This is a genomic window from Burkholderia sp. HI2714 (assembly GCF_002223085.1).
Classification (GTDB): Bacteria; Pseudomonadota; Gammaproteobacteria; order Burkholderiales; family Burkholderiaceae; genus Burkholderia; species Burkholderia lata_D.
This window is the reverse complement of record NZ_NKFM01000041.1, coordinates 58,818-83,269: the sequence shown is the minus strand read 5'-3', so window position 1 is coordinate 83,269 and position 24,452 is coordinate 58,818. Positions and strand designations below refer to the sequence as shown.

Genomic DNA, 24,452 nt, shown 5'->3' with positions numbered 1-24,452 from the left:
TCCGGCATGTCCGGAGCCATTTGCATCGTCGCCAGAAGGAACCTCACGTGATTCGTAACCTGTTCAACGAGAAACATGTCCGTTACGCCGCTTGAATATTACGCACTATTTGATGAACTGGTCAGTATGCGTTTTTTACTTGCGCTGCAGCAAACGACGCGAATACAATCCGCCGCAATTCATCAAGGGAGTCCCTCCGTGGACACATGCTCTAGTTGCAGTTCGATGCCGGTCCAGGCCGGCCAAGCCATCGCGAGATAGCAGCCAGACGCATGTCTTACGCCGCTAGCTCGCATTCGTCGGGTTAGCGCGCTTCCTTCCGGGCCGGCCATCGCCGGTTCGTCCGTTGCACGCTCCATTACGTTCCACCCTCCGATCGCAGGCCGCGTCACGCGCCCGCGCTCGATCACGTCGTCCGGCCCGAGCCGGACCGGACGGAGGCAGCGTCATGTTTCTTCAATCGTTCGCGGTCAGACTCAAGCGCATCGTGCATCTCGCATGCGACCGCTCATTCGTATCCGGCCTCTCGCCACTCGCCCACGCGCTCAGCAACTGGCGCGGCACGGCGCTCGCCCACGTGCCGGCGGCGCCGCGCCCGCTCGACTGCCTGCTGTTCGCCGTGATGGCGGCCGCGGTCGCGCTCGTCGCGCTGCTGTGCTCGGCCGCGTCGCGCCTCGGCTTCACGCAGGTGTGGCGCGTCGGCGGCTGGCTGCCGTAACGCCCCCGTCGCGCAGCGGCGCCACGCGCCAGGCGCCGCCGCGCGACCGTCTCGTCTCGCCACGCATCCCGTTTTCGTTTCTTCAGCTAACTAATCAAACCGCTAACGGAACCCACATGAAGAACTACCTGGAACCCGTCCCGCGCAAGCTCCGCGTCAATGCGCTCGCCACGCTGCTGCTGTCGCTCGCCGCCACGCCCGCGTTCGCGCAAGCGGCGTCACCCGCCGCGCCCGAACCGGCGGCCGGCGCCAGCGACGCCGCCGCGCCCGCACAACAGGCTGCCGATGCTGCCGCGCCCACCGGCTTCTGGGAACGCTCGAACCTGCTCGGCAACATGGGCGGCCTGCGCGACGTGCTCGGCGATCACGGCATCACGCTGAGCCTGCAGGAAACCAGCGAGTACCTGTACAACACGTCGGGCGGCACGCATCGCGGCGGCGCGTACCAGGGGCTCACGCAATTCGGGTTCAACGTCGACACGGGCAAGGCGGTCGGTCTGCCGGGCGGCACGTTCAACGTGTCGGCGCTGCAGATTCACGGCACCAACCTCACGCAGCGCTATCTGCAGACGCTGCAGACCGCGACCGGCATCGAGGCGAATGCGACCACGCGCCTGTGGGAGCTCTGGTATCAGCAGTCGCTGCTCGACGGCAAGGTCGACGTGAAGGTCGGCCAGCAGAGCGTCGACCAGGAATTCATGGTGAGCCAGAACGCGGCGACGTTCATGAACGCCACGTTCGGCTGGCCCGTGCTGCCGTCGACCGATCTGCCGGCCGGCGGCCCCGCGTATCCGCTGTCGTCGCTCGGCGTGCGGCTGCGCGTGAAGCCGTCCGATGCGTGGACCGCGATGGTCGGCGTATTCGACGGCAACCCGGCCGGCCGCAGCGACGGCGATGCGCAGGTGCTGAACGCGCACGGCACCAACTTCAACCTGCGCAGCGGCGCATTCGTGATCGGCGAAGTGCAGTACGCGCTGAACGCACCGCCCGCCGATCCGAAGACGCCGCAACCGGCCGGCCTGCCGGGCACGTACAAGCTCGGCTTCTGGTATCAGTCGCAGCATGCGAACGACCCGCGATACGGCACCGACGGCCTGTCGCTCGCGAATCCGGAGAGCAACGGCATCGCCGCCACCCATCGCGGCAACTACGGGTTCTATGCGGTCGCGGACCAGATGGTGTGGCGGCCGTCGGCCGACAGCCCCCGCTCGGTCGGCGTGTTCGCACGTGTGATGGGCGCGCCGGGCGATCGCAACATCGTCGATTTCGCGGCCAACGCGGGCGTGACGCTGAAGGCGCCGTTCAAGGGACGCGACAACGACGTCGCGGGCATCGCGGTCGGCTATGCGAAGATCGGCTCGCATGCACGCGGCCTCGACGGCGACACCGGGGTCTATACGACGCCCGGCTACCCGGTACGCCGCGCGGAAACGGTCGTCGAAGCGACGTACCAGTACCAGGTCACGCCGTGGTGGCAGCTGCAGGCCGACCTGCAGCACTTCTTCCGTCCGGGCGGCGGCATCCCGAACCCGAACGCGGCCGGTGCGCGCATCGGCGACGAAACGGTGGTCGGCGTGCGCACGACGATCACGTTCTAACGCAGGCAGGCCTGAAGCAAACCCGGGCCGGACGGCCGCTTGCGCGACAGTCCGGCCCGTGCGTTCTCCTGCCACAGCCGCGCGCGGCCCGCGCCGCGCGTCACTCGCCGTACAGCCCGAGCAGTTTCAGCGTGACGCCGTTGGTCCAGCCGAAACCGTCCTGCAGCGGATATTCACCGCCCCCGCCGCCGCCCGTGCCGGCGCCTTCGACCACGTACTTCTCGACGAGCTTGCCTTCGGTCGCATACACATGCTTCACGTCGGACAGGAAGCGCGTGCCGATGTCCTTCGCAAGCGCCGGTTCGCCATAGCGGCGCAGCCCGTCGATCGCGATCCACTGCAACGGCGCCCAGCCGTTCGGCGCATCCCACTGCTGCCCGGTGTTCTCGGTGGTCGTCGCGAGGCCGCCCGGCTGCAGCAGCGTCTTGCGCACCTCGCGTGCGGTCGCCTTCGCGCGCTCGGGCCACGCCACGCCCGCGAACATTGGATACAACGCCGCGGCCGTCACCGCGTCGCGCGGCTTGCGCTGCTGCCAGTCGTAGTCGCCGTAGTAGCCGCGGCGGTTCCACAGATAGCGGTTGATCGCGGCCGCCCGCCGCGCCGCGCGCGCGGAAAAATCGGTCACGCACGCAACGTCGCGCGTGACCGCGCAGCCCTTCACGATCGTCGTCTCGAGATGGAACATCAGGCTGTTCAGGTCGACCGGCACGATCGACGTCGTGCGGATCGTCGCGAGCGTCTTGCCGTCGCCGAACCAGCGCGAGCTGTAGTCCCAGCCGCTTTCGGCGCCCGCGCGCAGGTCGCGGTAGACCTCGTTCGCCGGACGCGCCGGCACCGACTTCGCGGTCGTCACGTCCTCGAGATACGACTCGTCGCGCGGCGTATCGCTCGCGTCCCAGTAGCGGTTCAGCACCGCGCCGTCGGGCATCGCGACCACATGGCGCGTGGCCTGCCCGCGCGGCGTCGTGGCTTCGCCCTGCATCCAGTACGCATGTTCCTTGCGCAGTGCCGGCAGGTATTTCTGATAGACCTTGTCGCCTTCGGCCTGCGCGGCGAGCGTGACCATGTATGCGAAGAACGGCGGCTGCGAGCGGCTCGCGTAGTACGTGCGGTTGCCGTTCGGGATGTGCCCGATCGTGTCGATCAGATGGGCGAAGTTGTCGAGCATGTTGTCGACGAGATCCTCGCGGCCCGACACCTGCAGCCCGAGCATCGTGAAATAGGTGTCCCAGTAGTAGCCCTCGCGGAAGCGGCCGCCGGGCACGACATACGGCTTCGGCAGCGGGATCAGCGAGCTGTAGGGCGGCACCGTCGTGCTCGTGCGCGTGAGCTGCGGCCACAGCCAGTCGATGTGCTGGCGCAGCGTCTGGTTCGGCGGCGGCGTCACGCCGCCTTCCGGCGGCGGCGTGAAATGCTGGGCGACGAACGCCTTCAGCGAGAAGCCCGGCTGCGATTTCTGTTGCTGATACAACTGCACGATCGTCGCGGGATCGCCATCGGGCGTCGCGTCGACGAAGGTCTTCTGGTCGGGGTAGATCTGCGCGGTCTGCACCGCGACGAACAGGTCGCCGTAGAGCTGGCTCGGCGGCGGCAGCAGCGTGCCCGACGCGGGGGCGGCCATTGCAGCGGTTGCCGGCGGTGCCGACTGGGCAGCCGCCTGCGCGGCGGCCTGGTTCGCGTTGTCGGCCTGCGCGGCGCAGCCGGCGACGGCGAGATACGCGATGGCCAGTGCGGCGGCCCAGCGAAGACGCGGCGCGGGTGGCGCGAGAGGCGATGAGAGTCGGGCGGAAAAGCGACTTGTGAAGCGGCTCGAGAAGCGCGATGCGATCGATGCGGCACGACGTGACGTCATGACGTGTCCCCTCCTTTCGATGGTGAGTGGGTCGGCACGAGGTCTCGTTCGCGCGCGCGCTCGTCTCGATGGCCTTCGATCGATGCGCGTCGTTTTGTGGTGCGAGTGGCTCCGACTGTCGCACGAAACGTGCACATCAAGCAAGTTTCGATTCGCGCGACTCGCGCAGCCCGGGCGCGCGCGGCCGCATCGCGCAGTCGTTCTTTCCACGCCGCCGCCAACCAGGACGACTGTTGCAACATGCGGAACAACTGTTGTCATACGTGACTCAACGGTCACATTGTGGGCATAATGGCGTCTTTACCGCGCGCCCAGCCCATGTCGCCCGTCTTTCTAGCACCGCTCATCGTTGCCTGTGCGTTGTTCATGGAAAGCGTCGACGCGAACATCATCGTCACCGCCCTCCCCGCGATGGCGAGGGACTTCGGGCACAGCCCCGTCACGTTGAACATTGCGATCACGGCCTACGTGGTCGGGCTCGGCGTGTTCATTCCGATCTGCGGCTGGCTGGCCGACCGCTTCAGCGCACGCTCCGTATTCCGCACCGCGATCGGCATCTTCGTCGTCGGCTCGCTGATGTGCGCGGCATCCAGTTCTCTCGGCGTGCTCACGTTCGCGCGCTTCATCCAGGGCGTGGGCGGCGCGATGATGGTGCCCGTCGGCCGCATCATCATCTTCCGCGCCGTGCCGCGCTCGGATCTCGTGCGCGCGATGAACTACCTCGCGATTCCCGCGCTGTTCGGGCCCACGGTCGGGCCGCTCGTCGGCGGCTTCATCACGACCTACCTGCACTGGCGGATGATCTTCTTCATCAACGTGCCGATCGGCATCTACGGGATCTACCTCGCCAGCAAGCACATCGCGAACACGCGCGAGCCCGATCCGGGCCCGCTCGACTGGTTCGGCTTCCTGCTGTCGGCCAGCGGCGCCGCGCTGCTGCTGATGGGCCTCACGCTGATCGACGGCTCGCTCACGTCACGCTCGAACGCGCTCGTCATGTGCGTGACCGGCACCGTCCTGCTCGCGCTGTACGTACCGTATGCGCGCCGCAAGGAGCGCCCGGTGCTCGACCTCAGCTTCCTCAAGATCCCGACGTATCACGCAAGCGTCGTCGGCGGGTCGCTGTTCCGTATCGGCCTCGGCGCGGTGCCGTTCCTGCTGCCGCTCGCGCTGCAGGAAGGGCTCGGCATGAGCGCGTTCCATTCGGGGCTCATCACGTGCGCGTCCGCGTTCGGCGGCGCAATGAGCCGCTCGACGGCCACTCATACGCTGCGCCGCTTCGGCTTCCGCACGGTGCTGATCTACAACGCGGCCTTCGCGGGGCTCGCGATCGCCGCCTACGGCGTGTTCCATCCCGGCATGGCGACCTGGGCGATCTGGCTGATCGTGCTCGTCGGCGGCATCTTCCCCGCGCTGCAGTTCACGAGCCTGAACTCGATGATCTACGCGGACATCTCGCCGCGCGACGCGGGCCGCGCGACGAGCCTCGGCAGCGTCGTGCAGCAGATGTCGCTCGGCCTCGGCGTGACGGTCGCCGGCCTCGTGCTGCACATTTCGCACTGGCTGCAGGGCCATCAGAAGATGATGTGGTCGGATTTCTGGCCCGCGTTTCTCGTCGTCGGGCTGTGCTCGTTCGCGTCGATTCCGATCACGCGGCGGCTGCCGCCCGGCGCCGGCGACGAAGTCGCGCGCGGCAAGCGGCAATAGCCATCGGGCAGACAGCGGGACATCACGAGAGGGGCGGAACGGGCAACAGGGAAAGACCGCCCGCGAAGCAAATCGGAAATACAAAAAAAATCAGCGGACATCCACACGGGGCCGGTGCACAGCCGCATGGATGTCCGCTCAGGGCTCCGGGTCTCCCGATGGGGGTTGAGAATCCCGGATTCGCTTCCTGCGTGCCATGGACATATGTGCGTCGGAAGCAAAAGCGTTGCGCGTGTTTATCGTTGCGCCATGAACTGCACTATAGGGAAACTTGCGCAACGCATCTGTCAACCATTGTCAGACACGGTGCATCGGCACGTCGCACGCGCGCGCCGCTTTCGCGCTAAAGTGGTTCCCGACCATCACTCCCGGCCGCCCTTCCGATGCTTACGCTCTCGACCGCCGCCGCCCGCGCGCTGCATCTCGCCGCGCAAGGCCTGCTGACGCCGCCCCGCCGCAAGGCAACCAAATCCGACGTGCTCGACACGATCCGCCGGATGGCGCAGTTGCAGATCGATACCATTCACGTCGTCGCGCGCAGCCCGTATCTCGTGCTGTTCAGCCGTCTCGGCGATTTCGCGCCGCAGTGGCTCGACGAACATCTCGCCGAGGCGCGCCTGTTCGAATACTGGTCGCACGAAGCGTGCTTCCTGCCGGTCGAGCAGTTCGGCCTGATGCGCTACAAGATGCTCGATCCGTCGGGAATGGGCTGGAAGTACGCCGCCGAGTGGCATGAGCAGAATCGTCCCGACATCGAGCGGCTGCTCGCGCGGATTCGCGCCGAGGGCCCGGTACGGTCGGCCGATTTCGCCCGCGAGGATGGCGTGAAAGGCAACGGCTGGTGGGATCGCAAGCCCGAGAAGCGGCACCTGGAAGTGCTGTTCACGACGGGCGACCTGATGGTGTCGGAACGCCGCAATTTCCAGCGCGTGTACGACGTGCGCGAGCGCGTGCTGCCCGACTGGGACGACACGCGCGACCTGCCGCCGCGCAGCGCCGTGCTGCCCGCGCTGCTCGACTACACGTGCCGGGCGCTCGGCGTCGTACGCGCGGACTGGGTAGCCGACTACTATCGGCTGCCGCGCCGGTCCTACCGCGCGGAGCTCGAGCGGCTCGCGGACGCGGGCGACCTGATCCCGGTGGCAATCGACGACTGGAAGGAGCCGGCCTACGTGCATCGCTCGCTCGAAGCGTTGCTGCCGGCCGCGGAGGCCGACACGCTGCGCTCGACGGTCACGACGCTGCTGTCGCCGTTCGATCCGGTGGTATGGGACCGGCGGCGTGCGTCGACGCTGTTCGGGTTCGACTACACGATCGAATGCTATACGCCCGGGCACAAGCGGCGTTACGGCTATTTCTGCCTGCCGGTGCTGCATCGCGGGCGGCTGGTCGGGCGCATCGACGCGAAGGCGCATCGCACGCTCGGCACGTTCGAACTGAAGGCCGTGCATGTCGAGCCCGGCGTGCGGGTCGGCACGGGGCTCGCAGCCGATGTCGCGAAGGCGGTGAAGAAGCTCGCGGCATGGCACGGCACGCCGGAGGTCACGGTCGGGCAGCAGGCCCCGCCGGAGCTGGTGAAGGCGCTGACCGGCGCGTAGACGTCCACGCAGCCGGCCGTCACGGCGGCGGCACGCGCCGCCCGCCGTCGATCAGTCGCGCAGCTTGCGGAAACGCGGCGTGCCGTCTTCGAGGTTTCCGTTGAACATCGCTTCCGGCCGTACCCACAGCCCGCGCGCATGCGGCCACAGGTGTTCGTACACGACCACCGATTCCTCGGTCTCGGAATGGCGGGCAACGCCGATGTAGCGATACAGCCCGCCCTTGTAATGGCGATGCGTCGCGAGCTGTTCGGCTTCCTGTTCGGTCATGATGGGCTTCTCTTCGGCAAAAACGGAAAGCGCATATTGTATGCGCTGCGCCACGCGTCAGCGTTTCGCGTAGATGTCCGGGCGGCGGATCTCCATCATCCGTTCGGGATTCGCGCACGGCTCGAAGCCGACCGGCCGGTACAGCGCGTGCGCATCGGACGTCACGAGCATGATGCGGCGCAGGCCCTGCACCATCTCCTGTGCAAACACATGGTCGATCAGCGCGCGGCCGTAGCCGTTGCCGCGCTCGGCCGGCAGCACGAACACGTCGCACAGGTACGCGAACGTCGCGTGATCGGTCACGAGCCGCGCGAACCCGACGAGCCGGTCGCCCACGTAGGCGCCGAAACACAGCGAGCCCTCGATCGCCCGCTCGACCACGTCGCGCGGAATGCCCTGCGACCAGTACGCGTCGCGATGCAGGAAGTCGAAGATCGCGTCGACGTCGAGTTCGCGCTTGTCGGTGGAAAATCTCAGCGTGGCGGGGGTGGCAGCGGGCACGTCGGTCTCCGGTTGGGGTGGTGGAAGACGAGACGCTGACGATACCGCGCGGCGCGAGGGGCGACAAGCGGCGGTACCTATCGACTCCCCTGACGACAGGCCTCCACTCGTCCGGCTCACGGCGCCTGCAACGCGCGACCTGCATTGCAACGCTTCAACGGCAGCGGCCGAGCCGCAGCACCGCACATCTGGTATCGTGCGCGCATTCCGAACTCCGCATGCCCCTCGCTCATGAACCGTCGACTCGGTGCCGGCAGCTACCTGATCTGCATGTCCTCCGTGATCATCGCGTGGTCGCTACTCGTCGCCCTCGCATGTGTCGGTTTCGCCGCGAAGGGCAATCTCGGTCTTGCCGGGCTCAATACGCTCGTGTCCACGTCGGGCACCGCTGTCGGTATCGTTTTCTACGGCGCATCGGCCCGGCGCCTGCGTGACCTCAATATTCCGGGTTGGGCCGTAAAGGTGCTGGCCTTCCCGCTGATCGCCGTCATCGTGCTGCCGCTACTGTGCTTCCTGTCGGGGCCGCGCTGGGCCAACGACTTCGGAGCAGCGCCCGCGCCGTCCGGCCTGCTGAAAACGGCCGCCGCGCTGATGCTGTTCGGCGTCGCGATCGGTGTATCGCCGTGGGCTCTCGGCGTCTATCTCCACATGCGTCACGCGCTGCTCGCCGGCGCGATCTGAGCAACACACGACCGGAGCACATCGACATGGGCGTCGAATTCCACATCACGCGAGCAGACTTCTGGGCTGAAAACGAAGACGCGGCCATCTCCGCCGAAACGTGGCTCGCCTATGTACAGGCCGATCCGGAACTCGAACTTCGCCCCGAATTCGGCGCGCATCATGCGCAGTGGAGCGGCCCATCCGCGCACGACGAACCGTGGCTCGACTGGCACGCCGGCAACATCATGACCAAATGGCCCGATACCGCGCTCTATCACAAGATGCTGAAGATCGCGGCCGATCTCGACGCAACCGTTCAGGATGACAACGGCACCGTCTATCGGCTGCCGACCGATTGGCATTTCGATCCGCACGAGCGGACCACCGTACCTGCGCAAAGACGTCCGTGGTGGCGTCTGTGGTGACGCGTCGCAGACATATCGATTGATGCACCGCTCATGCCCTACCGCCTCATCGCATTCGACTTCGACGGCACGCTCGCCGATTCGCTCGACAGCTTTCTCGCGGCGCTGTCGGAAGCGTCGCGCATGCACGGCTTTCGCGACGCCACGCCCGAGCTGCGCCCGGCGCTGCGCGGCATGTCGGCGCGCGACATCATTCGCGCGCTCGACGTACCGATGTGGAAAGTGCCGCGCGTGACGATCGACATGCGCCGCCTGATGCAGCCGCGCGTCGCGCAAGTGGCGCTGTTCCCCGGCGTCGACGAAACGTTCGACGCGCTCGCCGCGCGCGGCATCCGCATCGCGATCGCCACGTCGAATACCGAGGCGATCGTGCGTGACCGGCTCGGCCCGCGCGCCACCAGCCGTGTCGCGCATTTCGCGTGCGGCATTCCGCTATTCGGCAAGGCGCGTCGCCTGCGCGCGCTCGTTCGCGAGGCCGGCGTGCGCGCCGACGAAGTGCTGTACGTCGGCGATGAAATCCGCGACGCGGACGCGGCACGACGCGCACGCATCGCATTCCAGGGCGTCGCGTGGGGCTACACCGCGCCGGACGCGTTGCAGGCGCATTGCGCGACACCGTTGCTGCCGCGTCTCGACGCCTTGCTCGATCGCGTGTAACGCGTGCGCGCGCTTCGCGCATCCGGTTCGCCCCATCGCCCGATATGCACGTCATCGCACGACGCAGCCGCACGACGATGAAAAGCAGATGAAACCCCCGTGCATTTCGCACGCCTCATGCGCGCAAAAATTGCCGCCGCCGCGCACGCAGCAGGTACGCACTACCTGCCGGCAACCTTGCTCATCGATTCGTCTTACCAACCGTTACACAAACCACAGCGCGGTTGCACCTGCTACCGGATCGCTCTCCTAGAATCAGTCGGGCCGGGAAACACTTCGACCGGCGCCGCGGCAGAGCGGCGGTCGAATCCGGCCCGGGCGCGCCCGGTCTCTCGCACAGCGACGGATCACGTGATCCGTTTTTCAACCAGAGCCCCGATCGAAAGGAGGTCCCATGAACCGCTTTCCCCATATCTCGCGCCTTGCTTTGTCTGCCGCTGGCCTGCTTCTCGTCGCCGTGACGGCGACCGCGCAAACCGCACAACCGGCACCGGCCTCACCGAACGCACCGGCCGCCGCCGCGACGCGTATCCACGAAGCCGACCAGGCCTTCATCACCGACGGCACGAAGACCGTGTCCACGCAGCACGACGCGGCACGCATCGCCGATTCGCGCACGTCGGACAGCCAGGTCAAGGCGTTCGCGCAACGCGTGTCGACCGACGATGAAAAGATCATCCAGGCGATGCGCGCTGCGAGCCCGCGCGGCGTCGACGTGCCGGCCAACGACCCCGACACGGCCGTGCTGAGCAGCATCAAGAGCCTGCGCGGCGCCGAGTTCGACAAGGCGTATATCGAGCAGGTCGCGCTCGCCGGCCAGCAGAAGACCATCTCGGCATTCCAGGCCGAAATCGCGTCGGGCCGCGACACGAAGCTGAAGGAAGTCGCACGCCAGTCGCTGCCGATCCTGCAGAAGCACTACGCCGACGCGCAGAAGCTCGCGGAACGCCACCACCTCGCATCGGCGCAGTAACGCGCCGCAGCGCCGCGCCGTCGTGCGCGGCGCACTGCTGCTTCCCCCGTCGTCGCGTCGCCGCTCCCCTTCCGGCGGCGCGACACACGTCAAACGTCACGCTTCACGCGTGACACGTTACGTCGCAAGCTTCGCCAGCAGCCGCGCACGCACCTCCGGCCATTCGTCGTCGATGATGCTGAAGCGCACCGAATTGCGCTTGCGGCCATCCGGCATGATCCGCTCGTGCCGCACGATACCTTCCTGCTTCGCACCGAGCCGCAGGATCGCCGCGCGCGATTTCTCGTTCAGCTCGTCGGTCGTGAACTGCACGCGCACGCATTGCAGCACGTCGAACGCATAGCCCAGCAACAACCATTTCGCTTCGGTATTCGCGTGCGTGCGCTGCGCCGATTCGCTCAGCCACGTATGGCCGATCTCGAGCTTGCGGTTCCTGCGATCGATCTTCCAGAAACGTGTGCTGCCGATCACGCGGCCCGATGCGCGATCGACGATCGCAAACGGCATCACGGTGCCGGCCGAACGCCCCTGCAATGCGGTGTCGATATACGCGTCGATCGTGTCGGGGCCCGGCACGACCGTGACCTTCAGGTTCCACAACTGGCCGTCGGCAGCGGCGTCCAGCAGCGCCTGCCGGTCGGACGAGTCGAGCGGCCTCAGTTCGACGCGTTCGCCAGTGAGGATCGGTGGTTCGAGGGAAGCAGAGGCGTCGGTCATGAAAGGTTCCGGAAAGAGACGGCGATGACGGCGAAACGCCCATCATACGGCGGCGTCAGCCGAGGAGCGCGGCCAACCGGCGGCGGATCGCCTTCGCCTCGCCGCGCAACGCGTCGGCAAACGCATCGACGAGCAGGCTCTTCGGCCGGTGCTCGGGCACGATCACGCTGACCCGGTACGGAAACGACCGCGTGAGCGGCCGCACGTGCAGGTCGCGCCCGACGAAATCGAGCGCGGTCAACGGATTGACGATCGCGGCACCGAGCCCCTGCCGCACGAACGCGCACACCGACACGGCTGAAGGTGTTTCGACGACCGAGCGCGGCGCCACGCCGAGCTGCGCGAATGCCTCGTCGATCAGGATGCGGTACGGATCGTTCAGCGACAGGCTCACGAACGGGCGATCCGCGAGATCCAGCAGATCGATCGCGTCCTGTGCGAGCAGCGGATGGCCGTCGGGCAGCACGCACACTTCGTCGAATTCGAGCAGCGGCGTGAGCACGGTGCCGGCCGGCGCGACGTCGCGCTCGGTCAGCCCGAGGTCGTAACGCTGCGCGGTCAGCCACTCTTCGAGCACCGGCGATTCCTGCGTCGCCACCGACACGCTGACGCCCGCGTGCTTCTCGCTGAAACGCCGGCATGCACCGGGCAGGATCGCGTGCGAGAACGCCGGCAACGCGATCACCGACAACTGACCGTCGCGAAACTCGCGCAGGCGCGCGGCGGTTGCCGCGACGCGTTCAAGCCCCACATATGCAAGCCGCACGTCGTCGAACAGCGTGAGCGCGGCCATCGTCGGCCGCAGCCGGCCGTGTGCGCGCTCGAACAGCGCGAAGCCCACGACCTGCTCCATGCGCGCAAGCTCGCGGCTGATCGTCGGTTGCGACGTATAGAGCATCTCGGCCGCGCGCGTCGTGCTGCCGGTGACCATCAGCGCGCGAAAGACCTCGATATGGCGGTGCGTGAGCATGATCGGCTATATCAAATATGAATCGAATGTCGATAAGCAGGCATTTTACTGGATAGCCGATCAGGTGCATCATTCCCGTTATCCGTTCATTCGACCCGATTCATCCGCCATGTCCCTCGATTCCCGCCAGCTCGCGACGCTCGCGCAGCAATACGGCACCCCGCTGTGGGTGTACGACGCCGACGTCATCCGCGACCGCATCGCCCAACTGCGCCAGTTCGACGTGATCCGCTATGCGCAGAAGGCGAACTCGAACGTCCATATCCTGAAGCTGATGCGTGAGGAAGGCGCGTGCGTCGATGCGGTGTCGCTCGGCGAGATCGAGCGCAGCCTCGCGGCCGGGTTCAGCCCCGCCGGCGAGCCGGAAGGCGTCGTGTTCACGGCCGACCTGATCGACCGCCCGACGCTCGCGGCCGTGCTGAAGCACGGTGTGACCGTGAACGCCGGCTCGCTCGACATGCTCGCGCGCATCGGCGAGCACGCGCCCGGCCACCGCGTGTGGCTGCGCGTCAATCCCGGTTTCGGCCACGGCCACAGCAACAAGACCAACACCGGCGGCCCGCAGAGCAAGCACGGCATCTGGATCGACGACGTGCCGCGCGCGATCGAGATTGTGCGCCAGTACGGGCTGAAGCTCGTCGGCATCCACATGCATATCGGGTCGGGCGTCGACTATGGCCACCTGTCGCAGGTGTGCGATGCGATGGTCGATCTCGTCACGTCGCTCGGCCATGACATCGACGCGATCTCGGCCGGCGGCGGCCTGTCGATCCCGTATCGCGACGGCGAGCCGCGCGTCGACGTCGGTCACTACTTCAGCCAGTGGGACGCCGCGCGCAAGCGGATCGAGCGTCATCTCGGCCACCCGGTGCGCATCGAGATCGAGCCGGGCCGCTTCCTCGTCGCCGAGGCCGGCACGCTCGTCACCGAAGTGCAGGCCGTCAACCGCCGGCCGAAGCACGATTTCGTGCTGATCGACGCGGGCTTCAACGACCTGATGCGCCCGTCGATGTACGGCAGCTACCACGCGGTGTCGGTGCACACGCACGATGGTGCGCTGCCGGCCGGACGGCCGCTCGTCGAGCTCGCGATCGCCGGGCCGCTGTGTGAATCGGGCGACGTGTTCACGCAGGACGCGGGCGGCGTGGTCACGCACCGCAAGCTCGCGCAGCCGCAGATCGGCGACCTGCTGTTCCTGCATGATGCAGGCGCGTACGGCGCGTCGATGTCATCGAACTACAACAGCCGTCCGCTCGCGCCGGAAGTGCTCGTCGATCGCGGCGCGCCGCGGCTGATCCGCCGCCGGCAGACGATCGACGAACTGCTCGCGCTCGAAACGTTCGAGTAACGCTTGCACGACGGAACGGGGGTGCGCGGCCTGCGCGCCCCGGCCGCCCCTACCTCACCGTCACTCGCACGTCGGCACCCGTAGCGCGCCACGCCTTCAGCAACGCCGCGCGCCGGCGCGGATAGCGCACGTCCAGCGGTTCGAGCGCGACGATGCGATCCGTCCGGAAATGCCGGAAATCGTTCCGGCCTTCGCACCACGCCGCCAGGATCCGCACGTCATTGAAATAGCCGAGCGCGAACGGCCACACGATCCGTTCTTCGTTCGTTTTCCGGCCCTCGCCCGCGTAGCGGATCCCGAGCTTGCTTTCGGTACGAATCGCCGCGCGCACGACACTCATGTCGACGGTTTCCCGATCCACGATCGTGCGCGGGCCGACGAGCAGCGTCGTGCATTCCATCTCGCGGCGCAGCTCGGCCGGCAGCACGGCTGAAATCTTTGCGAGTGCATCGGCAGCCGCCGCCGTGAGCTGCGCATCGGCAAACTTCCCGACCCAGCGAAAGCCGAACATCAGCGCTTCCAGTTCCGTCTGCGAAAACATCAGCGGCGGCAGCATGAACCCCTCCCGCAGTACATAGCCGATCCCGGGCTCGCCTTCGATGTCCGCGCCCTGTGCCTGCAGCGACGCGATATCGCGATAGACCGTACGGAGGCTGATGCCAAGCTCCCCGGCCAGCACGCGGCCGCTCACCGGACGGCGGTGGCGCCGCAGCACCTGCAGCAGCGAGAGCAATCGTTCGGCACGCGTCATCGTTCCATGCTGCCACTTTCTGACAGCATCCGTTCATAGAATGAGACGCATCTTAATCGAACCCAGGACGGCTCAGCATGACCTCCCCGAATCTCGTTCTTCTGTATGTCGAGGACCCGGCGCGCAGCGCGCAATTCTACGAGCGCCTGTTCGGGCGCCCGCCGGTCGCCGCGTTTCCCACCTATGCGGCATTCACGTTCGACAACGGGCTGCATCTGGGCCTGTGGTCGACCAGCGCGCGCGATTTCGTGTCAGGTGGCACCGGCCACCGTTCGGAGCTGGCGTTCATGGTCGACGACGACCGCGCAGTCCGGCACCTGTACGAAGCGTGGAAGGCACTCGGCGTGCCGTTCGAGCAGGCGCCCATGACGGCCGTGTTCGGGCTCACGTTCGTCGCGCTTGACCCGGACGGTCACCGCTTGCGCGTGTGCACGCCGGACGACTGAGCGTGAGCGGGCGCACCTTCGACAGGTCGTGCGCGCCCGCATTCAGCTCCGCACGTCAGCCCGCGCGCCGCACGGGCGCCATCTTCGAGAAGTACTTCGCGCCCGCCACGCAGCCGACCACGACGACCGTCACCGCGACCATCGACGGCGGCACCGTCTCGTGCAGCAAACCGGCCGCCAGCAGCAAACCGAAGAACGGCTGCAGCAGCTGCAACTGACCGACGCTTGCGATCCCGCCGAGCGCGAGCCCGCGATACCAGAACACGAAGCCGATCAGCATGCTGAACAGCGACACGTACGCGAGGCCCCACAGCGCGGCAGAATCGACGCCGTCGAACGACACGGGCCAGGTGAACCACGTGAGCGGCAGCATCAGCGGCAGCGACAGCACGAGCGCCCACGAGATCACCTGCCAGCCGCCGAGCTGACGCGACAGGCGTGCGCCTTCCGCATAGCCCAGCCCGCACGCGACGATCGCGGCCAGCATCAGCGCATCGCCCACCACCGACGCCTGGCCGCCGTTGCGCAGCGCAAATGCGGCCACCGCGCCGCTGCCGATGATCGAGAAGATCCAGAACGGCAGCCGCGGCCGTTCGCCGCCGCGCCACACGCCGAACAGTGCGGTCGCGAGCGGCAGCAGCCCGACGAACACGATCGCGTGCGCGGACGTCACGTGCTTCAGCGCGAGTGCCGTCAGCAGCGGAAAGCCGATCACGACCCCGAGCGCGACGATGGCGAGCGACACGGCCTCGGCACGCGTCGGGCGACGCTGCTTCAGCACGACGAGCAGCAGCAGGCCGAGCGCGCCGGCGATCGTCGCGCGCGCAAAGGTGAGGAACAGCGGGTCGAGCCCCTGCACCGCGATACGCGTCGCGGGCAGCGAGCCACTGAAGATGATCACGCCCAGCAGGCCGCTGAGCCATCCGTCGGTCGTCTTTTGCACGGGAAATCCTGAACGGGGAAAGTGGATGACCGATGATCCGCCGCCCGCGAAAAGCGCGTAAGCTACAGCCCAATACAATTCGGACAAACTGTACTGGACAACCGGCCGTACAGTTCATTCTTCGCCATGAGCCAGGCCGCCCCGCTTCCCGTTCCGCCCACCCCGTCGCGCACGCGCGTGGAAACCGTGATGGATACGTTGCGCGCACGCATCGCGAGCCGCGCGCTGGTGCCCGGCGCGCGCGTGCCGTCGATCCGGACGATGGCGGATGCGCTGGGCGTGTCGAAATCGACCGTCGTCGACGCGTACGAGCGGCTCGCGAGCGAAGGCGTGCTGGTCGCGCGGCGCGGCTCGGGTTTCTATGTGTCGGGGCATGCGCCGCCGCTCGCGCTCGCCGATCTCGGCCCGCGGCTCGATCGCGGGCTCGATCCGCTGTGGCTGTCGCGCCAGTCGCTCGAAGCGGCGCCGACGTCCGTGAAGCCCGGTTGCGGATGGCTGCCGCCGTCGTGGCTGCCGGACGAGAGCCTGCGCCGCGCGCTGCGCGCCGCGTCGCGCGACGAATCCGATGCGCTGACCGACTATGCGACACCGCTCGGCCTGCCCGCGATGCGCCAGCAGCTTGCCTGGCGGCTCGCGCAGCACGGCGTCCAGGCCGAACCCACGCAGATCATGCTGACCGACGGCGGCTCGCACGCGCTCGATCTCGTCTGCCGGCTGCTGCTGGAGCCGGGTGACACGGTCGTGCTCGACGATCCGTGCTACTTCAACTTCCAGGCGCTGCTGCGCGCGCACCGTGCGCGGATCGTCAGCGTCCCGTACACGCCGAACGGCCCCGATCTCGCGCGTTTCGAGCAAGTGCTCGCCGAGCACCGGCCGCGCCTGTACATCACCAACTCGGCGCTGCACAACCCGACCGGCGCGACACTCTCGGCGCCCGTCGCGCACCGGCTGCTGACGCTCGCCGCCGAGCATGGCCTGCTGATCGTCGAGGACGACATCTTCGCGGATTTCGAGAGCACGCCCGCGCCGCGCCTCGCGGCCTTCGACGGGCTGTCGCGCGTCGTGTCGATCGGCAGCTTCTCGAAGACGCTGTCGGCCGCGATCCGCTGCGGCTACGTCGCCGCCCGCCCGGAATGGATCGAGGCGCTCGTCGACCTGAAGCTCGCGACGTCGTTCGGCCATGCGCAGATCGGCGCGAACGTCGTACACCGGCTGCTCGTCGACGGCACGTACCGGCGCCACGTCGACAGCCTGCGCACGCGCCTCGCGGACGCGATGGGCGAAACGCTCCGGCGCGTCACGCGCGCCGGGCTGCGGATCTGGACGGAGCCGCGCGGCGGCCTGTTTGTATGGGCGGAGTTGCCCGACGGGCTCGACGCCGCGCGTGTCGCGCGCCATGCGCTGGACCGCGATGTGGTGCTCGCGCCCGGCAACGTGTTCAGCGCGTCGCACGGCGCGACGTCGTACCTGCGTTTCAACGTGTCGCGCTGCAAGGGGCCGGCGGTGTTCGATGCGCTGGCGCGGGCGATGGAGGCGGTGCGGGTTGAAGAACGCAGTGGCATGCAGCCGGATGCGGGCGACCGTGCTCTCGCTCGGGAATACTGAAACCCCACAATTGGGCAGTCAATTACGGAATGGATCGGTAATCTGCCTTCAATCGTCTGCAGTCAAGCGGGCCGAAACCCGATAGAGCATCTCGCTCGGTATACCTCGTTTCGCAAATCGTACACGTCCAATAGACGAACCTGCGTCCATCAGCCGATAGTTTTCTCCCTCTTCTGGAAAACTATCGAATCCATGAGCGAAAACATCGATTCACGCGACACCACGCGCCAAGAAGACTGCGACGAATGGATATGCGTCGGAACCACTTATACAAACACAACACCGGGATCCACTCACACCATCGAACTCGACATGGCGCAAATCTGCGAAAACATGTCGAACAAAGTTTTCAGGCACCTGATTGCACGGCTGCGCGATGCCGCAATTGTCCTGATTCGTGAGCGGATTCACGGCCTCGCGGCTTGGGATCGGGAAGAACAGCGCCGCGTCCAGACATGGTTCGGTCGCTCAGACGACATAGTCCGACAAAGACTGAACACCGGATTACCCAAACTTCTGCGCGTCATGCAGGAGCTGAAACCTGAAAACGTCATCAGGTGGGACGAGCAAACGCAGAGAAACATAACGTGCACCGTGTTTCCGGACAACGGAATCACAGATGCCGCGGTATGCAAACCCGATTCCCACAGGCGGATAATCGCGATCTATCCGCACTTCTGCACACTTCCCGATGCTCGACTTTCTACCAACTGCAAGCTGAAGGTCCTGATTCATGAATGCACGCACTACGTCGACACATTCAACTCAAACGACGAAATCTACGGGTTCGGCACCGGTCTGAAGTACTGGGCTCAGACACACCATGATGTAGCGATCGACAACGCAGACAGCCTCGCCTGCTACATTTCATTTTTCGACGACAGGATTCTGTGGTGACATTTCTTGCACGCGCGATAAGCATCGCGATCTGGTTCTGCCTCTCGTTTTCGATGTCATCCAAGGCTTGCACCGTTTCCGAAGACATGCTCGACAGCCTCCCGCTCAACTCCGACGCGATCCCTAACGAGGATCGCGTCAAGATCGCGGAAATGGTCATTCGCGCGCGTCAATGGCCTGGCGCAGAGATTCGAGGCATCGTCACCGCCGGCGCCTACATCGGGGAAGTCAATCCACACGCGCTTGCGTTGCGACGAGCGGCGAACCTGAAGGAATATCTGATACAACTCGGCGTCAGGAACGAGAACATCCGGTCGGATACCCACATCATCTCGAAACCGTATCCGAAAGACAGCGCCGGTTACGAAGGCTATCTTCAGATCGGACTGACACTGGTACCGCTTTGCAACGATGGATGTCGGCACCTGTGCGGCGATCCGCGCATCACGCCAACATCCAGAGCACTTCACTGAGATAGTCCGCAACCAAACGACATCGCGATCAAGTCGCGTCGGCGACGGAGTGAGCCGAGCCTCTCACGCCGCCACCGCCGCCCGCTTCACACCTCCCCCGCGTGCGCCCTCGCCCGCACTTCCGCAAACGACGTATCGACGAGCAGGCGCCCCGTATCGAACACCGTTTCCAGCGCGTCCTCCCACTCGCCTTCCAGCATCCGGTCGTCCCACGCGGCGGGCAGCGTCGTCGTACGGTACTCGCCGGTGCGGAAACTGCGCAGCAGCGTGAGCCGCCCCTTCTTCGAGCGCTTGCCCTGATCGGTGACCGGATCCTTGCAGACGTCGTGCCACACGCCGCCGCGCCGGATCGCCGAGCACTTCATCGCGAAGCGCTGCGTATCGCGGTTCACCTGTTGCAGCAGCCCGCCGCCCATGCCGAACACGACGTTGCCGGCCGCATAGCCTGCGTCGTCGAGCGCGGACAGAATCGCTTCGATCGACAGTTCGTCGACGCCGTCGCCCTGGATCACGCGCACACGATTCAGCACGCGCCGCCCCTTGCCGTTCACGGTCGAGCCGAACGATGCATCGAGCGCGCGCACGGTCTGCAGCACGATCGCCACCGGGTCGCCCGAATCGGGCCGCACGACCAGTGTCGCGCCGGAATCGAGCACGGCCTGCCGAAGCTCGCCGCCCCACAGATCGAGCGCCGCGAACAGATCATAGGAGTCCGACACGACCGACACGATCGCACCGGGCAGGCCGAAGCGGCGAATCATGTTCCGGTACGCATCGGCTTCGTGTTCGCGGCCCCACGACGTGATCGTGCTGTGTTCGGCCGCCGGCACCGAGTACGCGGCCATCGGCTCCCGATAGAAGCGGTTCGCGGCCAGCACGCCAAGTACCGTGTCCGAACCCATGAAGTTCACGAGATGCGCGGCGCCGCCGATCGCGGCCGACTCCGCGCTCGACACGCCGCGCGCGCCGAAGTCGTGCAGCTTGAACGGCAGTTGCGCGAGATCGTCGTCGGTTTTTTCCAGGAAGCGGCGGATCGTCTGCCGCAGGTGCCAGCTGCGCGTCGCGACCGTCACCGGATACCACACGCGCAGCAGCATCGTCTCGAGATACGACGCGAGCCAGAACACCTGCGGGTCGTCACATTCCACCGTCATCAGCACGTTGTGCACCGGCACGACCGAACCCTCGGGCACCGCGCGGATCTTCACCGGCAGGTAGCCGTCGTAGCGTTCGACGATATAGCGCCAGCCTGCCTCGTTGAACGGCTCGCCGTGCACCGTGAAGAAATCGCGCGCCTCGTCGATCATCGCGTGCGTGATCGGCTTGCACAGATATTCCTTCAGCAGCATCTGCAGGCCGAAGAACACCGTGCGGTCGTAGCGGCCGCCGCGCGATTCGACGTACGAGAACATCGCCGACGCGTCGGGCGAATATTGCAGGAAGTGGGAAGCCTTGTACGAATCCGTGTTGAGGATCGGATTGGCGAGAACCGCGGCAAAGCCGCCGAGATCGTTTTGCATGGCTAGAGCTCCTCTAGGCCGTTGAAGTGCCGCCGCGTCTGTCGCGGCGGACGGAATGCGGGGAATCAGCGGATCACAGCTTCCCCAGGAAGTGATACGCGATGTCGAAGTGATCCTCGAACATCACGCTGCGCATCTGCGCGAATTCGTTGAGCGGCACCCAGCGCGCCTTGTCGGCATCGTCGCTGCCCTTCACGCGCGGCAGCTCGCCGGTCGGGAAGTTGAACAGGCACGCATGCGTGATCGTGCGGCCGCGCAGCGAGCGCGTCGGGTGATCGAACACCTGGCGATCCTTGATCGAGCCGCGCAGCACGGGCTCCGGCAGCTTCAGGCCGGTTTCCTCGCGCAGCTCGCGGATACAGGCCGCGTCGAGCCGCTCGTCCTGGTTCACGAACCCGCCCGGCAGCGCCCACAGGCCGCGGCCCGGCTCGCTGCGGCGGCGCACGAGCAGGATATGGCCCGAGTGCACGACCACCGCGTCGACCGTCACGAACGTGACCGGATACGGCGCCGCCGCCCACGCCTTGCGATACCCGGCGATGAATTCGGCTTCCGACTTCAGCTGCGCGAATTCCGGCTGTGTGCGGAAACGCTCGAGCCAGCCGAACACGGGTTCCGGCACGGCCCACTGCACGAAGCTGTTGGTGCGTTCGGCGAAATACTGGTCGCGGATCTCGGTGGCGGAAATGTCTTCCGTCGCGTCGACATCGACGAGTTCCCATTGCGGGAACATCCGCAGGTAATACGACGTGGCGTCCTTCTCGTGGCCGATCAGCCCGACCTTGCGCTGCGCGATATCGCCGAGCGCGGATGCGACGGCGTCCTGCACCCAGCGCACCCAGTCGCCGTCGTTGTAGGTCGAATCCTGCAACGGCGCGACGGTGACGCGGTCGCGCTCGGACGCGTCGAGCAGCGAAGCCAGCATCTGGCGGCGCTCGTCGAACGAAAACGGATCTTTGATGGTGCGGGGCTTGTCGGTCGATCCGATCAGCACGCACACGCGCTCGGCCCGGCTCAGTGCCGACTTCAGCACGTTCAGGTGACCACGATGCGGAGGCTGGAAACGACCAATGAAAACGAGCGCGTCGAAGCGCCGGTTCTGTTGCGTACTCATGAGGCTCCCTCAAGAGATTGAAACGCTTCGGGTCTTTCCCGAAGGGTTGAAACGAATCCTAGGGGAAATCCCGAGGTGCGTCAATCGAGCCCATTCGAGCATACGCTCGACTTGACGAAGTCTGACGAAACACGGGTTATTGGCGCGGTACACTCGATTTCATCCCACTCAGCGCCAGGGCGCCCGCCATCATGAGGATCTCAGTCAGCCGCACCGTCGGCGTCGATCGCAGACGCCTCTTCACGTGGTCGCAGGATTACGCGCGGCGGCTCGTGTGGGACAGCTTCCTCACCGATGCCTACCTGCTCGACGGCATGACGGCCGACGTCGGCGTCGATGCGTTCTGCCGCAGCCAGTCGGGCGCGACGATGGTGTCGCGCTACATCTCGTACCGTCCGCCGCAGGTCGCCGCCGTCGAAATGGTCGACGGGCCGAAAGTGCTCGAACGCTTCAGCGGCAGCTGGAACTTCACCGAGCACACGCCCGGCACGACCGAGGTGAAATTCACGTACCACTTCCGCGCCCAGCCGGCCTGGCTGCGCTGGCTGCTCGAACCGCTGATCGGCGCGTTCTACCTCGTGCAGACGCGCCGGCGTCTCGACTCGTTCAAGCGCTGGGCCGAAGCCGAAGCGCTGCCGCACTGACCGGCGACCACGGGCCGCACGGCCCGGCTCGTCTGCGCCACCTCCCCACCGAATGCGTCCGAACGCGCGATCGCCGCGCCGTCCCGGCATGCACCGCGCATTTGCCAGATTCGCCGAACCCGGGGAAACTACGGGCGGCCGTCACCCCGACGGCGCGCCCCGACCGAGAGAACGGGGCACTCCTCCCTGAAACGGCTTCGACACGAACATAATCCGATGAGCCTGATTTCCCGATTCTTTGGCCGCAAAGACGAATCCGAAAACCCGGTCGCGCTGGTCGCGGCGCCCGACGTCGAGCATCCGCTGAGCGTGACGGTCGTCTTCGACGGCCCGCTGCAGGTCGATATCGCCGCGCTGACGGCCGCGCTGCGCGCGTACCACCCGAGCATGAAGCAGGCGCGCGTCGAGACCGAGCCGACACTGGAGCAGGTATTCGGGCTCGCCGGCTGGGGCAACCACGTCGTCCGGCTCGTCGGCTTCGACTCGCCCTATCCGTCCGAGGCCCTGGAAGCGTGTGTCGCGCCGGCCCACTACGGGCAGGACCTGAAGCAGCAGGTGCGCGCGAGCCGCAGCCACGTGATCCTCTACTACGCCGGGCACGAAGCGAATCCGCTCGACCAGTATGTCGCGCTGGCGGCCGTCGCCGGCGCGCTCGCCGAACAGAACGGCCTCGCGGTGCTGAACGAGCACGCGCACACGTCGCTGCCGGCCGGCGTCTTCAATGCGAAGGAACTCGGCGAGGAAAGCCTCGAAGTGCTGCGGGATATCCCGTTGAACCTGTTCTTTTGCGGCTTCGTGAAATACGAAGTCGAAGGCGTCGAAGGCGTGTGGATGCGCACCTATGGCGCCGACGTGTTCGGCCTGCCCGACTTCGCCGCGCTCTCGCAAGGTCATCACGAAGGCGAACGCTACTCGGGCATCTTCAACAACGTGATGCACTACCTGCTGGAAAGCGGTGCGCGCATGCACGCGGGCGAGACAATGCAGATCGGCGCGGAAACGTTCATGAAACTGCGTGAACCGCTCGAGCACGAGTATTACCTGCAAGGGCCCGCGCAGGTGCTGGTGGCCGAGCTGATCTCGGCGAACGAAATCAATCGCTGATTTCACCTCGCCGTATCTCGCTGCACGGCGCACGGGTTCAAGGCTTCACGAACCGCGTGCGCCGCTGCGTCACGTGACGGCGGCGTGACAGCCGCCATTCCAACCCGATGAGGTGCGATCCGTGTTCGGTATTCGCCTGGGTCTCACGCTGGCCGCCATCGGCCTCTCGCTGTCGGCCCACGCCGACGGCATCGACTGCTCGCGCGCGAAGACGCGCACCGAGCGCCTGATCTGCAGCGACAAGGCACTCGTGTCGGCCGACAGCGCATTGGCAAGCGCCTACTACGGCGCGATCGACATTGCAGCCGACCAGCAGGCCGTCGTCCGGTCGCAACGCGCATGGCTCGCGCAACGCGATGCGTGCGCCGATGCAGCCTGCATCGCCACCGCTTACCGTGACCGTACGGCAGCGCTGAAGCAAGTGAAGCACGCGGGCTGGAAAACCTATCGCGATCCGGCGCTCGGCATCTCGTTCGAGTACCTCGAGAACCGTCAGATCAAGAAACCGTGCCCTGAAATCGGCGGCGACCGCTGCGTCGCGATCGTCGGCCGCAACATGACGAACAGCACCTATTTCATCGCGTTCGAGATCGTCGATGGCGCGCTCGAACCCGTTGCGGAAAAGGAAGCCGGCTTCGAGCGGCAGGACGACGGCAAATGGATGTCGACGTACGGTCGCGGCACGCCGCAAGCGGTCGAACGCTTCTCCGGCGTCGGCTGGCGCGGCATGCGCGCGACGATCACGTGCGGTATCAGCGATCCGGAAACCGGCTTCCACGCGGCCGGCGGCGACTGCTACTGGGCCGTGCTGAGCAACGGCAAGCGCGCGGCCGTCGCGAATACGCAGGGTATCGTCGGCACCGACGACGCGACGATGCACAGCGTGTCGTCGTTCCGGTTCGAGCGCTAGCAGGCATCGCGCGACGCGCGTCTGCCCGGGAAGGAATCGACGGGCCGG

The 24,452-nt window shown here is 66.4% G+C and carries 25 protein-coding genes; 16 read left to right on the top strand and 9 right to left on the bottom strand.

Translation table 11 applies throughout. The annotated features are described in order from the left end of the window. The first annotated feature begins 448 nt into the window (after positions 1-448). Both CFB82_RS22535 and CFB82_RS22530 read left to right on the top strand, forming a co-directional pair. The gene (locus CFB82_RS22535; RefSeq protein ID WP_089485343.1) at positions 449-718 is read left to right on the top strand and encodes a hypothetical protein; all 270 of its coding nucleotides are present in this window, start codon (positions 449-451) and stop codon (positions 716-718) included. A 116-nt stretch (positions 719-834) separates the two neighbouring features. Then, positions 835-2,316 carry a carbohydrate porin gene (locus CFB82_RS22530; protein ID WP_089485342.1) on the top strand — a complete coding sequence of 494 codons (1,482 nt, stop codon included), beginning with the start codon at positions 835-837 and terminating at the stop codon, positions 2,314-2,316. A gap of 100 nt (positions 2,317-2,416) precedes the next feature. Here CFB82_RS22530 and treA read toward each other — a convergent pair whose 3' ends face one another. Beyond that, positions 2,417-4,168 (bottom strand): alpha,alpha-trehalase TreA, encoded by a 1,752-nt coding sequence (gene treA / locus CFB82_RS22525; RefSeq protein ID WP_089485341.1) that lies wholly within the window; start codon positions 4,166-4,168, stop codon positions 2,417-2,419. 318 nt (positions 4,169-4,486) lie between these two features. On the opposite strand from treA, the gene CFB82_RS22520 reads away from it, so the two are divergent. Next, positions 4,487-5,875 (top strand): MFS transporter, encoded by a 1,389-nt coding sequence (locus tag CFB82_RS22520; RefSeq protein WP_089485340.1) that lies wholly within the window; start codon positions 4,487-4,489, stop codon positions 5,873-5,875. A 383-nt stretch (positions 5,876-6,258) separates the two neighbouring features. Continuing rightward, positions 6,259-7,473, top strand: coding sequence for a winged helix-turn-helix domain-containing protein (locus CFB82_RS22515; RefSeq protein ID WP_089485339.1), 1,215 nt, complete (start codon positions 6,259-6,261; stop codon positions 7,471-7,473). Positions 7,474-7,524: 51 nt separating this feature from the next. Here CFB82_RS22515 and CFB82_RS22510 read toward each other — a convergent pair whose 3' ends face one another. Then, positions 7,525-7,743: a DUF1653 domain-containing protein gene (locus tag CFB82_RS22510; RefSeq protein WP_006480837.1), complete on the bottom strand. Its 219-nt coding sequence runs from the start codon at positions 7,741-7,743 to the stop codon at positions 7,525-7,527. 57 nt (positions 7,744-7,800) lie between these two features. Continuing rightward, positions 7,801-8,244 carry a GNAT family N-acetyltransferase gene (locus CFB82_RS22505; protein ID WP_089427041.1) on the bottom strand — a complete coding sequence of 148 codons (444 nt, stop codon included), beginning with the start codon at positions 8,242-8,244 and terminating at the stop codon, positions 7,801-7,803. 231 nt (positions 8,245-8,475) lie between these two features. Here CFB82_RS22505 and CFB82_RS22500 point away from each other — a divergent pair, with 231 nt between their 5' ends. The 4 genes from CFB82_RS22500 to CFB82_RS22485 all read left to right on the top strand — a co-directional run bounded on the left by CFB82_RS22500 (position 8,476) and on the right by CFB82_RS22485 (position 10,962). Beyond that, positions 8,476-8,925 carry a DUF805 domain-containing protein gene (locus tag CFB82_RS22500; RefSeq protein ID WP_089485338.1) on the top strand — a complete coding sequence of 150 codons (450 nt, stop codon included), beginning with the start codon at positions 8,476-8,478 and terminating at the stop codon, positions 8,923-8,925. Between the two features lie 26 nt (positions 8,926-8,951). Next, positions 8,952-9,332: a hypothetical protein gene (locus CFB82_RS22495; RefSeq protein ID WP_089485337.1), complete on the top strand. Its 381-nt coding sequence runs from the start codon at positions 8,952-8,954 to the stop codon at positions 9,330-9,332. A 33-nt stretch (positions 9,333-9,365) separates the two neighbouring features. Then, a complete protein-coding gene (locus tag CFB82_RS22490) occupies positions 9,366-9,989 on the top strand; it encodes an HAD hydrolase-like protein (protein ID WP_089485336.1) in 624 nt (207 codons plus the stop codon). 394 nt (positions 9,990-10,383) lie between these two features. Beyond that, positions 10,384-10,962 (top strand): DUF4142 domain-containing protein, encoded by a 579-nt coding sequence (locus CFB82_RS22485; protein WP_069252148.1) that lies wholly within the window; start codon positions 10,384-10,386, stop codon positions 10,960-10,962. Between the two features lie 117 nt (positions 10,963-11,079). On the opposite strand, the gene CFB82_RS22480 is transcribed toward CFB82_RS22485, so the two are convergent. Both CFB82_RS22480 and CFB82_RS22475 read right to left on the bottom strand, forming a co-directional pair. Continuing rightward, on the bottom strand, positions 11,080-11,679 hold the full coding sequence (locus tag CFB82_RS22480) for a GNAT family N-acetyltransferase (protein ID WP_089485335.1): 600 nt from the start codon (positions 11,677-11,679) through the stop codon (positions 11,080-11,082). A gap of 55 nt (positions 11,680-11,734) precedes the next feature. Next, positions 11,735-12,649, bottom strand: a complete 915-nt coding sequence (locus tag CFB82_RS22475; protein ID WP_089485334.1) for a LysR family transcriptional regulator — start codon at positions 12,647-12,649, stop codon at positions 11,735-11,737. A 109-nt stretch (positions 12,650-12,758) separates the two neighbouring features. Between CFB82_RS22475 and lysA the strand changes: the two genes are divergently transcribed. Further along, entirely contained in the window at positions 12,759-13,997 is a 1,239-nt protein-coding gene (lysA, locus tag CFB82_RS22470; RefSeq protein WP_069252151.1) for a diaminopimelate decarboxylase, read from the top strand. Positions 13,998-14,046: 49 nt separating this feature from the next. Here lysA and CFB82_RS22465 read toward each other — a convergent pair whose 3' ends face one another. Continuing rightward, positions 14,047-14,748 (bottom strand): helix-turn-helix transcriptional regulator, encoded by a 702-nt coding sequence (locus CFB82_RS22465; protein ID WP_089485333.1) that lies wholly within the window; start codon positions 14,746-14,748, stop codon positions 14,047-14,049. A 77-nt stretch (positions 14,749-14,825) separates the two neighbouring features. Between CFB82_RS22465 and CFB82_RS22460 the strand changes: the two genes are divergently transcribed. After that, on the top strand, positions 14,826-15,194 hold the full coding sequence (locus CFB82_RS22460) for a VOC family protein (RefSeq protein WP_089485332.1): 369 nt from the start codon (positions 14,826-14,828) through the stop codon (positions 15,192-15,194). Between the two features lie 55 nt (positions 15,195-15,249). On the opposite strand, the gene CFB82_RS22455 is transcribed toward CFB82_RS22460, so the two are convergent. Beyond that, positions 15,250-16,137: a DMT family transporter gene (locus tag CFB82_RS22455; protein ID WP_089485331.1), complete on the bottom strand. Its 888-nt coding sequence runs from the start codon at positions 16,135-16,137 to the stop codon at positions 15,250-15,252. A 126-nt stretch (positions 16,138-16,263) separates the two neighbouring features. Here CFB82_RS22455 and CFB82_RS22450 point away from each other — a divergent pair, with 126 nt between their 5' ends. From CFB82_RS22450 to CFB82_RS22440, 3 genes are all read left to right on the top strand, one after another. After that, a complete protein-coding gene (locus tag CFB82_RS22450) occupies positions 16,264-17,742 on the top strand; it encodes an aminotransferase-like domain-containing protein (RefSeq protein WP_089485330.1) in 1,479 nt (492 codons plus the stop codon). A 192-nt stretch (positions 17,743-17,934) separates the two neighbouring features. Beyond that, positions 17,935-18,639 carry a M35 family metallo-endopeptidase gene (locus CFB82_RS22445; protein ID WP_089485329.1) on the top strand — a complete coding sequence of 235 codons (705 nt, stop codon included), beginning with the start codon at positions 17,935-17,937 and terminating at the stop codon, positions 18,637-18,639. Further along, positions 18,636-19,112, top strand: coding sequence for a hypothetical protein (locus tag CFB82_RS22440; RefSeq protein ID WP_143750955.1), 477 nt, complete (start codon positions 18,636-18,638; stop codon positions 19,110-19,112). Before CFB82_RS22445 ends, CFB82_RS22440 begins: the two co-directional genes overlap by 4 nt. An 86-nt stretch (positions 19,113-19,198) precedes the next feature. On the opposite strand, the gene CFB82_RS22435 is transcribed toward CFB82_RS22440, so the two are convergent. Together CFB82_RS22435 and CFB82_RS22430 are read right to left on the bottom strand one after the other, a co-directional pair. Continuing rightward, positions 19,199-20,632, bottom strand: a complete 1,434-nt coding sequence (locus tag CFB82_RS22435; RefSeq protein WP_089485327.1) for a nicotinate phosphoribosyltransferase — start codon at positions 20,630-20,632, stop codon at positions 19,199-19,201. 73 nt (positions 20,633-20,705) lie between these two features. Continuing rightward, a complete protein-coding gene (locus CFB82_RS22430; RefSeq protein WP_046548352.1) occupies positions 20,706-21,746 on the bottom strand; it encodes a bifunctional nicotinamide-nucleotide adenylyltransferase/Nudix hydroxylase in 1,041 nt (346 codons plus the stop codon). 191 nt (positions 21,747-21,937) lie between these two features. Here CFB82_RS22430 and CFB82_RS22425 point away from each other — a divergent pair, with 191 nt between their 5' ends. From CFB82_RS22425 to CFB82_RS22415, 3 genes are all read left to right on the top strand, one after another. Then, positions 21,938-22,390 carry a type II toxin-antitoxin system RatA family toxin gene (locus CFB82_RS22425; protein ID WP_027789550.1) on the top strand — a complete coding sequence of 151 codons (453 nt, stop codon included), beginning with the start codon at positions 21,938-21,940 and terminating at the stop codon, positions 22,388-22,390. A 216-nt stretch (positions 22,391-22,606) separates the two neighbouring features. Next, the gene (locus tag CFB82_RS22420) at positions 22,607-23,494 is read left to right on the top strand and encodes a DUF4261 domain-containing protein (RefSeq protein ID WP_089485326.1); all 888 of its coding nucleotides are present in this window, start codon (positions 22,607-22,609) and stop codon (positions 23,492-23,494) included. 121 nt (positions 23,495-23,615) lie between these two features. Next, on the top strand, positions 23,616-24,404 hold the full coding sequence (locus CFB82_RS22415) for a lysozyme inhibitor LprI family protein (RefSeq protein WP_179255439.1): 789 nt from the start codon (positions 23,616-23,618) through the stop codon (positions 24,402-24,404). Positions 24,405-24,452: the final 48 nt, after the last annotated feature.

Excerpts from the sequence above, each read along its gene's own strand:
- CFB82_RS22535 (WP_089485343.1), top strand. The coding sequence starts at position 449 with ATGTTTCTTCAATCGTTCGCGGTCAGACTCAAGCGCATCGTGCATCTC.
- CFB82_RS22530 (WP_089485342.1), top strand. The coding sequence starts at position 835 with ATGAAGAACTACCTGGAACCCGTCCCGCGCAAGCTCCGCGTCAATGCG.
- treA (WP_089485341.1), bottom strand. The coding sequence starts at position 4,168 with ATGACGTCACGTCGTGCCGCATCGATCGCATCGCGCTTCTCGAGCCGC.
- CFB82_RS22520 (WP_089485340.1), top strand. The coding sequence starts at position 4,487 with ATGTCGCCCGTCTTTCTAGCACCGCTCATCGTTGCCTGTGCGTTGTTC.
- CFB82_RS22515 (WP_089485339.1), top strand. The coding sequence starts at position 6,259 with ATGCTTACGCTCTCGACCGCCGCCGCCCGCGCGCTGCATCTCGCCGCG.
- CFB82_RS22510 (WP_006480837.1), bottom strand. The coding sequence starts at position 7,743 with ATGACCGAACAGGAAGCCGAACAGCTCGCGACGCATCGCCATTACAAG.
- CFB82_RS22500 (WP_089485338.1), top strand. The coding sequence starts at position 8,476 with ATGAACCGTCGACTCGGTGCCGGCAGCTACCTGATCTGCATGTCCTCC.
- CFB82_RS22495 (WP_089485337.1), top strand. The coding sequence starts at position 8,952 with ATGGGCGTCGAATTCCACATCACGCGAGCAGACTTCTGGGCTGAAAAC.
- CFB82_RS22490 (WP_089485336.1), top strand. The coding sequence starts at position 9,366 with ATGCCCTACCGCCTCATCGCATTCGACTTCGACGGCACGCTCGCCGAT.
- CFB82_RS22485 (WP_069252148.1), top strand. The coding sequence starts at position 10,384 with ATGAACCGCTTTCCCCATATCTCGCGCCTTGCTTTGTCTGCCGCTGGC.
- CFB82_RS22480 (WP_089485335.1), bottom strand. The coding sequence starts at position 11,679 with ATGACCGACGCCTCTGCTTCCCTCGAACCACCGATCCTCACTGGCGAA.
- CFB82_RS22475 (WP_089485334.1), bottom strand. The coding sequence starts at position 12,649 with ATGCTCACGCACCGCCATATCGAGGTCTTTCGCGCGCTGATGGTCACC.
- lysA (WP_069252151.1), top strand. The coding sequence starts at position 12,759 with ATGTCCCTCGATTCCCGCCAGCTCGCGACGCTCGCGCAGCAATACGGC.
- CFB82_RS22465 (WP_089485333.1), bottom strand. The coding sequence starts at position 14,748 with ATGACGCGTGCCGAACGATTGCTCTCGCTGCTGCAGGTGCTGCGGCGC.
- CFB82_RS22460 (WP_089485332.1), top strand. The coding sequence starts at position 14,826 with ATGACCTCCCCGAATCTCGTTCTTCTGTATGTCGAGGACCCGGCGCGC.
- CFB82_RS22450 (WP_089485330.1), top strand. The coding sequence starts at position 16,264 with ATGAGCCAGGCCGCCCCGCTTCCCGTTCCGCCCACCCCGTCGCGCACG.
- CFB82_RS22445 (WP_089485329.1), top strand. The coding sequence starts at position 17,935 with ATGAGCGAAAACATCGATTCACGCGACACCACGCGCCAAGAAGACTGC.
- CFB82_RS22435 (WP_089485327.1), bottom strand. The coding sequence starts at position 20,632 with ATGCAAAACGATCTCGGCGGCTTTGCCGCGGTTCTCGCCAATCCGATC.
- CFB82_RS22430 (WP_046548352.1), bottom strand. The coding sequence starts at position 21,746 with ATGAGTACGCAACAGAACCGGCGCTTCGACGCGCTCGTTTTCATTGGT.
- CFB82_RS22425 (WP_027789550.1), top strand. The coding sequence starts at position 21,938 with ATGAGGATCTCAGTCAGCCGCACCGTCGGCGTCGATCGCAGACGCCTC.
- CFB82_RS22420 (WP_089485326.1), top strand. The coding sequence starts at position 22,607 with ATGAGCCTGATTTCCCGATTCTTTGGCCGCAAAGACGAATCCGAAAAC.